Origin of the sequence: Streptomyces sp. NPDC048278 (assembly GCF_040652195.1) — a bacterium.
Taxonomy (GTDB): domain Bacteria; phylum Actinomycetota; class Actinomycetes; order Streptomycetales; family Streptomycetaceae; genus Streptomyces.
In genome coordinates this window covers 294,139-301,568 of record NZ_JBEZLP010000013.1, presented here as the reverse complement: position 1 = coordinate 301,568, position 7,430 = coordinate 294,139, and the positions used below count along the sequence as shown (strand labels likewise).

Here is a 7,430-nt window from a genome sequence, read left to right as displayed (position 1 = left end):
CGCCGTCCGGGGCGTCCATCACCCGGCGGCGGATCAAGCGGCTCGCGGAGTCGCTGGAGGTGGATCAGGAGCGGTTGCGGGCCCGGCACTGGGCCGGGGGCGCGCCGCCCTCCGGCCGGCCCGAAGCAGCCCAGGCCCGGGCCCAGGCACCGTCCGTCGACCCGGCCGCCGCGCTGCGGCGCATGTACGTCGACACGAGCCCGTTCAGTTCGGCGCATCTGAGCCTGAACGCGGAGGTGCTGGGACCCGAGCGGATGCTGTTCGGTACCGACTCGCCTCCGTTGGCCGTGCCGCTGGAGGACCAGATCCGCATGATCGAGAAGCTGCCGGTCGACGCGGCGTCGCAGCAGCTCATCCTCGGTGGCAACGCCGAGGCCGTCTTCGACCTCGGGAGTCGTCCGTGACCACCACGCAAGAGGCCGTCACCGCGGCGGAACGCTGCACCCCGGAGTTCCGGCGGGACCCTCACGCGGTCTACGCCCGGCTCCGCGACGCGGCCCCGGTCTGCCCCATGAGACCGCCGCACGGCAACGAGACGTACCTGATCACCCGGTACGAGGACGCCCGGGCCGCCCTGGCGGATCCGCGGTTGAGCAAGGACATGTACGGGGCCATGGACGCCTACCGGAGGATCTTCGGTGATTCGTCCGTCGCGCTGGACGACAACATGCTCAACTCCGACGGGCCCAAGCACATGCGGCTGCGCAGGCTGGTCAACTCCGCGTTCACCCCACGGCGGGTGGAGGCTCTGCGGCCGAAGATCCAGGACATCGTCCGGGGCCTGCTCGACGAGTGCCCGGTCCGGGAGCCCTTCGACCTGTTGCCGGCCTTCGCGTTCCCGCTGCCGGTCGTCGTGATCTGCGATCTGCTCGGCGTTCCGCCCCAGGAGCGGTCGCGGATGCAGAACCTGTCCTCCGCGGTGGCCCGGAGCGGCTTCGACGCGGAGGCCAAGCGGGCCCAGCAGAAGGCGGAGGAGGACCTGCACGCGTACTTCTCCGATCTCATCGCCGCCAAGCGGAAGCGTCCGGGCGACGATCTCCTGAGCGCGCTCATCGCGGTCCGGGACGACGACGGCGGACTGACCGAGAACGAGCTGGTGTCCACGGCGTTCCTGCTGATGTTCGCGGGTCACAAGACGACCGCGTACCTGCTCGGCAATGCCGTGCACCATCTCCTGTCCCATCCCGGGCAGCTGCGCGCCGTGCGGGAGAACGGGGAGCTGATGCGCGCCGCGGTCGAGGAACTGGTGCGCTACGACGGCTCCGTGGAGAGCGCGACGTTCCGTTACGCGACCGAGGACGTGGAGTACAGCGGGACCCGGATCCCCAAGGGCGCCCTGGTCCAGATCGCGATCAGTTCGGCCAACCGGGATCCGGTGAAGTTCGACGCCCCGGACGAGTTGAACGTGACGCGTCCGGGCAACGCGCAGGACGCGCATCTCGGGTTCGGGCACGGCAGCCACTACTGCCTGGGAGCCCCGCTGGCCCGGCTGGAGATGCAGCTGGCCCTCACCATCCTGTTCGACCGGTTCCCGAGGATGGCCTTGGCCGACCCCCACGCCGAGGCACGATGGCTGGAGGTCCCCTTCCCGGCCTTCCGCGGCCTCGCGGAGCTCCCGGTCGTCCTCGATCCCGCAGGGTGACCGACGCGCAGACGCACAGAGGGCCACGACCGTCAGGTCGTGGCCCTCTGTTCCGTATCGTTACGGCGAGTGTGTCCGAGGGGGGACTTGAACCCCCACGCCCGATAAAGGGCACTAGCACCTCAAGCTAGCGCGTCTGCCATTCCGCCACCCGGACCAGGTGTCTGCCGCCTGACCGGGGGTGTTCCCCGCGGCGACATGGACAACAATACCAAGCTTTCGGAGTGCCCTTCACCTGCGTTTCCGTCGGTGTATCCGCAGGTGGGCGCCCCCTCACCGTGCGTGCCCGGCCCGCTACCGGGCAGGTGGCCGGCGCGCCTCCCGGGGGCGGCCCGCTGCTCGCAGGCGGCCCGGGCGCGCGCCCGGGCCGCCGTCTGTGCGCGCCGCCGTTATGGCATGAGCTGGTACTCCGGGAAGTTCCCCGGCAGCCGCTCCCCCGCCGGCCCGTTGGTCACCGCCCGTACGAGTAGTTCCCCGCCGACGAAGGCGCCCCGCCAGGACGCGCCGAAGCCGCCGAAGAGCTCGTCGCGGTCGCCGCGGGAGCGTGGCTTGCCGTGGCCGACCTTGAAGGCGCGGATCTGCGGGGCCAGCCGCGCGAAGGTGGCCTCGTCGTCGGTGGAGAGCGTGGCGACCAGCGCGCCGTTGGAGGCGTTCATGGCGGCCAGCAGTTCGGCCTCGGTGTCGACCAGGACGATCGTGTCGACCGGGCCGAAGGGTTCCGCGTGGTGGAGCGGGGAGGAGCGGGGCGGGTTGAGGAGGGTGACCGGGTGGACGTACGACGACGTGTCCTGGCCGGGCAGGAAGCGGGCGTCGGCCGGGCTGCCGCGGTGCAGCGGGACGGCACCGCGGTCGACGGCCTCGGCCACCTGGTCGGTCAGGTCCTTGGCCTTGGCCGCGTTGATCACCGGCCCGAAGTCCAGTTCGGGCAGCGGGTCGGCGGGGTCGGCGACCGCCAGGGGGTGGCCGACCCGCAGTCCGCGCACCGCCGGCAGGTACGCCCTGAGGAACTCGTCGAACAGCTCACGCTGGACGACGAAGCGCGGGTAGGCGGTGCAGCGCTGTTTGCCGTAGTCGAAGAGCTTGGGGACGACGGCGGTGAACGCCTCCCAGTCGGTGAAGTTCCAGATGCCCCAGGTGTTGAGTCCCTCCTGTTCGAGGACGTGCCGCTTGCCGAGGTCGGCGACGGCGGTGGCCACCGCGGCCCCCGTGTCCCGGCCGCCGACGAAGGAGACGCAGCCGATCTCGGGCGCCCGCACCAGCGCCTCCGACAGCTCGCCCCCGCTGCCGCTGAGCAGCGTCACCGGCAGACCCTCCCGGGCGGCCAGCGCGCAGGCCAGGGTGAGGCAGGCGACCCCGCCGTCGGTCGGGGTCTTCGCCACCACCGCGTTGCCCGCGAGAGCCTGGACCAGTACCGCGTGAACGAGCACGCTCATCGGGTAGTTCCAGCTGGCGATGTTGGACACGGGCCCGTCCAGCGGGGCCCGCCCGGCGAGCATCGGCCCGATGCCGTCGACGTACCAGCGGACCCCGTCGATCGCCCGGTCCACGTCCGCCTGGGCGAGCCGCCAGGGCTTGCCGATCTCCCAGACGAGGAGGAGGGCGAGGAGTTCGCGGTGTTCGGTCAGGGCGTCGAGGGTGGCGGCCACTCGGGCCCGGCGCTCTTCCAGCGAGACGTACCGCCAGGCGCGGTGCTGGTCGAGGCAGGCGCGGACGGCCCGGCGCGCGGTGTCCCGGTCCAGGCGTGGGGCGCCGGCGATCGGGCTGCCGTCGACGGGGCTGGTCGCGGGCAGCGGGCGGCCGTCGGGCCGCCAGGTGCCCGCCCAGAGGTTGAGGACCCGGTCGTCCCGGAAGGCCTCGGGGGCCAGGTCGAGACAGCGTGCCCAGGCGTCGTCCCAGCCGGTGCCGGGCTTGCGGACGAGGTCCATGGTCAGCCCCCCGTTTCCAGGAGTTCGAGGACCAGCCGGGCGGTCTCGGTCGGTGTGCTCCCCACCCGCACGCCGACCGCCTCCAGCGCCTCCTGCTTGGCCCGGGCGGTGCCGGCCGAGCCGGAGACGATGGCGCCCGCGTGGCCCATGGTGCGGCCCTCGGGCGCGGTGAACCCGGCGATGTAGCCGACGACCGGCTTGGTGACGTGGTCCCGGATGTAGGCGGCGGCCCGTTCCTCCGCGTCGCCGCCGATCTCCCCGATGAGGACGACGAGTTCGGTGTCGGGGTCTTCCTGGAAGGCGGCCAGGCAGTCGATGTGGCTCGTCCCGACGACCGGGTCGCCGCCGATGCCCACGCAGGTGGAGAAGCCGATGTCCCGCAGCTCGTACATGAGTTGGTAGGTCAGCGTGCCGGACTTGGAGACGAGTCCGATGCGGCCGGGCTTGGTGATGTCGGCCGGGATGATGCCCGCGTTGGCCTGGCCGGGGGTGATCAGCCCTGGGCAGTTCGGGCCGATGATCCGGGTGCCGTTGCGCCGGGCGTACACGGTGAAGGCCACCGAGTCGTGGACCGGGATGCCCTCGGTGATCACCACGGCGAGGCCGATCCCGGCGTCGGCGGCCTCCAGCACCGCCGCCTTGGCGAAGGCGGGCGGCACGAAGACGACGGTGACGTCGGCGCCGGTCGCGGCCATGCCCTCGGCGACCGTGCCGTAGACCGGGACGGCACGGTCGTCGAAGTCGACGCTCTGCCCGGCCTTGCGCGGGTTGACCCCGCCGACGACGTCGGTCCCGGCGGCCAGCATGCGCCGGGTGTGCTTCATGCCCTCGCCGCCGGTCATGCCCTGGACGAGGACCTTGCTCTCCTGGGTGAGATAGATCGCCATGTCCCGGCTCCTCAGGCGGTGTGGGCGAGTTCGGCGGCGCGGCGGGCGGCGCCGTCCATGGTGGTGGCCTGTTCGACCAGGGGATGCGCGCGGTCGTCGAGGATCGCCCGGCCGCGGGCCGCGTTGTTGCCGTCGAGGCGGACCACCAGCGGCTTGGTCAACCGGACGGCCTCCAGCGCCTGGACGATGCCGTCGGCGACCGCGTCGCAGGCCGTGATCCCGCCGAAGACGTTGACGAAGACCGACTTCACGGACGGGTCGGAGAGGATCACCGACAGCCCGTCGGCCATGATCCGGGCGGAGGCTCCGCCGCCGATGTCCAGGAAGTTGGCGGGGCGTGCACCACAGCCTGCGACCACGTCCAGGGTGGACATCACCAGACCCGCACCGTTGCCGATGATGCCGACCTCGCCGTCGAGTCTGACGTAGTTGAGTCCCTTCGCGGCGGCCACCGCCTCCAGCGGGTCGTGGTGCTCGCCCTCCTCCGCACCCCAACGGGACTGCCGGAAGCGGGCGTTGTCGTCGAGGGTGACCTTGCCGTCGAGGGCCAGGATCCGGCCCTCTTCGGTGCGCACCAGCGGGTTCACCTCGACGAGCACCGCGTCCTCGCGGACCAGCACCTGCCAGAGCCGTACGAGGACGTCGACGGTCTGCGGCGGCAGTCCGGCGGCGTCGGCGATCTCCTGGGCCTTGGCGGAGGTCACGCCGACCGCGGGGTCGACGTGGACCCGGGCCACGGCCTCCGGCCGGGTCGCGGCCACCTCCTCGATCTCCATGCCGCCCTCCGCGGAGGCGATGGCGAGGAAGCCGCCGGCCGCCCGGTCGAGGACGTACGAGACGTAGAACTCGCTCTCGATGACGACGGGTTGGGCCAGCATCACCTTGCCGACCGTGTGCCCCTTGATGTCCATGCCGAGAATCTGACGTGCCGTGAGTTCCGCCGCGGCCGGGTCGGCGGCGAGCTTCACCCCGCCCGCCTTTCCCCGGCCACCGGTCTTGACCTGCGCCTTCACGACGACCCTGCCGCCGAGTCGGCGGGCGATCTCGCGGGCCTCCTTGGGCGAGTCGGTGACCTCGGCCCTCGGCACCACGATGCCGTGATCTTCGAAGAGTTCCCTTGCCTGGTGCTCGTACAGGTCCATTTCGGCTCCTGTCTGGAAAGTGCCGCACGCCCCCTGGACACCACCCACCGGATGCGGGATAACAAGGTTCATACAGTATTCGTCGACTGTATGCAATGTACCGCGAGAGCGTTCCAACCCCCTACGAAGGGACAGGACTTCGCCATGCCCGACGACACCCAGGACGTGATTTCCGGTGGTCATCTCGTTGCCAAGGCGCTGAAGGCCGAGGGGGTCGACCGCATCTACACCCTGTGCGGCGGCCACATCATCGACATCTACGACGGCTGCGTCGACGAGGGCATAGAAGTCGTCGACGTCCGCCACGAGCAGGTGGCCGCCCACGCCGCCGACGGCTACGCGCGCATCACCGGCAGGCCGGGCTGCGCGGTCGTCACCGCCGGGCCCGGTACGACCGACGCGGTCACCGGAGTCGCCAACGCCTTCCGCGCGGAGTCCCCGATGCTGCTGATCGGCGGCCAAGGGGCGCTCAGCCAGCACAAGATGGGGTCCCTTCAGGACCTGCCGCACGTCGACATGATGACGCCGATCACCAAGTTCGCGGCGGCCGTCCCGGACACCGCGCGCGCCGCCGACATGGTGTCCATGGCGTTCCGTGAGTGCTACCACGGCGCGCCGGGACCCTCCTTCCTGGAGATCCCCCGCGACGTCCTCGACGCCAAGGTCCCGGTCGCGAAGGCCCGCATCCCCAAGGCGGGTGCCTACCGGGCCGCCACCCGCTCGGCCGGCGACCCCGAGGCGATCGAGAAGCTCGCCGACCTGCTCGTGCACGCCGAGAAACCGGCCATCCTGCTCGGCAGCCAGGTCTGGACGACCCGGGGCACCGCGGACGCCATCGAGCTGGTGCGGACCCTCAACATCCCGGCGTACATGAACGGCGCGGGACGCGGCACCCTGCCGCCCGGCGACCCGCACCACTTCCAGCTCTCCCGCCGCTACGCCTTCTCCAACGCCGACGTCATCGTGATCGTCGGCACCCCCTTCGACTTCCGCATGGGCTACGGCAAGCGGCTCTCCCCGGAAGCGACCGTCGTACAGATCGACCTCGACTACCGCACGGTCGGCAAGAACCGGGACATCGACCTCGGGATCGTCGGGGACGCGGGCCTGGTCCTGAAGTCCGTGACCGAGGCCGCCTCGGGGCGCGTCAACGGTGGCGCGTCCCGGCGCAAGGAGTGGCTGGACGAGCTGCGCGCCGCCGAACAGACCGCGCTGGAGAAGCGGTTGCCGAGCCTGCGGTCGGAAGCCTCCCCCATCCATCCCTACCGCCTGGTCAGCGAGATCAACGACTTCCTCACCGAGGACTCGATCTACATCGGCGACGGCGGCGACATCGTCACCTTCTCCGGGCAGGTCGTACAGCCCAAGTCGCCCGGCCACTGGATGGACCCGGGCCCGCTCGGCACCCTCGGCGTCGGCGTCCCCTTCGTGCTCGCCGCCAAGCAGGCCCGCCCCGACAAGGAGGTGGTCGCCCTCTTCGGGGACGGCGCCTTCTCGCTCACCGGCTGGGACTTCGAGACCCTGGTCCGCTACGACCTCCCGTTCGTCGGGATCGTCGGCAACAACTCCTCGATGAACCAGATCCGTTACGGCCAGGCCGCCAAGTACGGCAAGGAGCGCGAGCGGGTCGGCAACACCCTCGGGGACGTCCACTACGACAAGTTCGCCCAGATGCTGGGCGGTTACGGCGAAGAGGTCCGCGACCCCGCCGACATCGGCCCCGCGCTGCGCCGGGCCCGCGAGTCGGGCAAGCCGTCGCTGATCAACGTCTGGGTCGACCCGGACGCGTACGCCCCCGGAACCATGAACCAGACCATGTACAAGTGAGGTGGAA

At 71.1% G+C, this 7,430-nt stretch carries 6 protein-coding genes and 1 tRNA gene; 3 read left to right on the top strand and 4 right to left on the bottom strand.

Features of this window, described 5'->3' with window-relative positions; all coding sequences use genetic code 11:
• A partial coding sequence (locus tag AB0D74_RS24200; RefSeq protein WP_362590549.1) for an amidohydrolase family protein occupies positions 1-404 on the top strand: 404 nt, incomplete at its 5' end.
• The gene (locus tag AB0D74_RS24195) at positions 401-1,642 is read left to right on the top strand and encodes a cytochrome P450 (protein ID WP_362590546.1); all 1,242 of its coding nucleotides are present in this window, start codon (positions 401-403) and stop codon (positions 1,640-1,642) included. The genes AB0D74_RS24200 and AB0D74_RS24195, both read left to right, overlap by 4 nt.
• 72 nt (positions 1,643-1,714) lie before the next feature.
• On the opposite strand, the gene AB0D74_RS24190 is transcribed toward AB0D74_RS24195, so the two are convergent.
• The 4 genes from AB0D74_RS24190 to sucC all read right to left on the bottom strand — a co-directional run bounded on the left by AB0D74_RS24190 (position 1,715) and on the right by sucC (position 5,596).
• A tRNA-Leu gene (locus AB0D74_RS24190) sits at positions 1,715-1,799 on the bottom strand.
• Positions 1,800-2,031: 232 nt separating this feature from the next.
• Positions 2,032-3,567, bottom strand: a complete 1,536-nt coding sequence (locus AB0D74_RS24185) for an aldehyde dehydrogenase family protein (RefSeq protein WP_362590543.1) — start codon at positions 3,565-3,567, stop codon at positions 2,032-2,034.
• A 2-nt stretch (positions 3,568-3,569) separates the two neighbouring features.
• Positions 3,570-4,454 (bottom strand): succinate--CoA ligase subunit alpha, encoded by an 885-nt coding sequence (sucD, locus tag AB0D74_RS24180; RefSeq protein ID WP_362590540.1) that lies wholly within the window; start codon positions 4,452-4,454, stop codon positions 3,570-3,572.
• A gap of 11 nt (positions 4,455-4,465) precedes the next feature.
• Positions 4,466-5,596, bottom strand: coding sequence for an ADP-forming succinate--CoA ligase subunit beta (gene sucC / locus AB0D74_RS24175; protein ID WP_362590537.1), 1,131 nt, complete (start codon positions 5,594-5,596; stop codon positions 4,466-4,468).
• Between the two features lie 144 nt (positions 5,597-5,740).
• On the opposite strand from sucC, the gene AB0D74_RS24170 reads away from it, so the two are divergent.
• Entirely contained in the window at positions 5,741-7,423 is a 1,683-nt protein-coding gene (locus AB0D74_RS24170; RefSeq protein WP_362590534.1) for a thiamine pyrophosphate-binding protein, read from the top strand.
• The last annotated feature ends 7 nt before the right edge of the window (positions 7,424-7,430 follow it).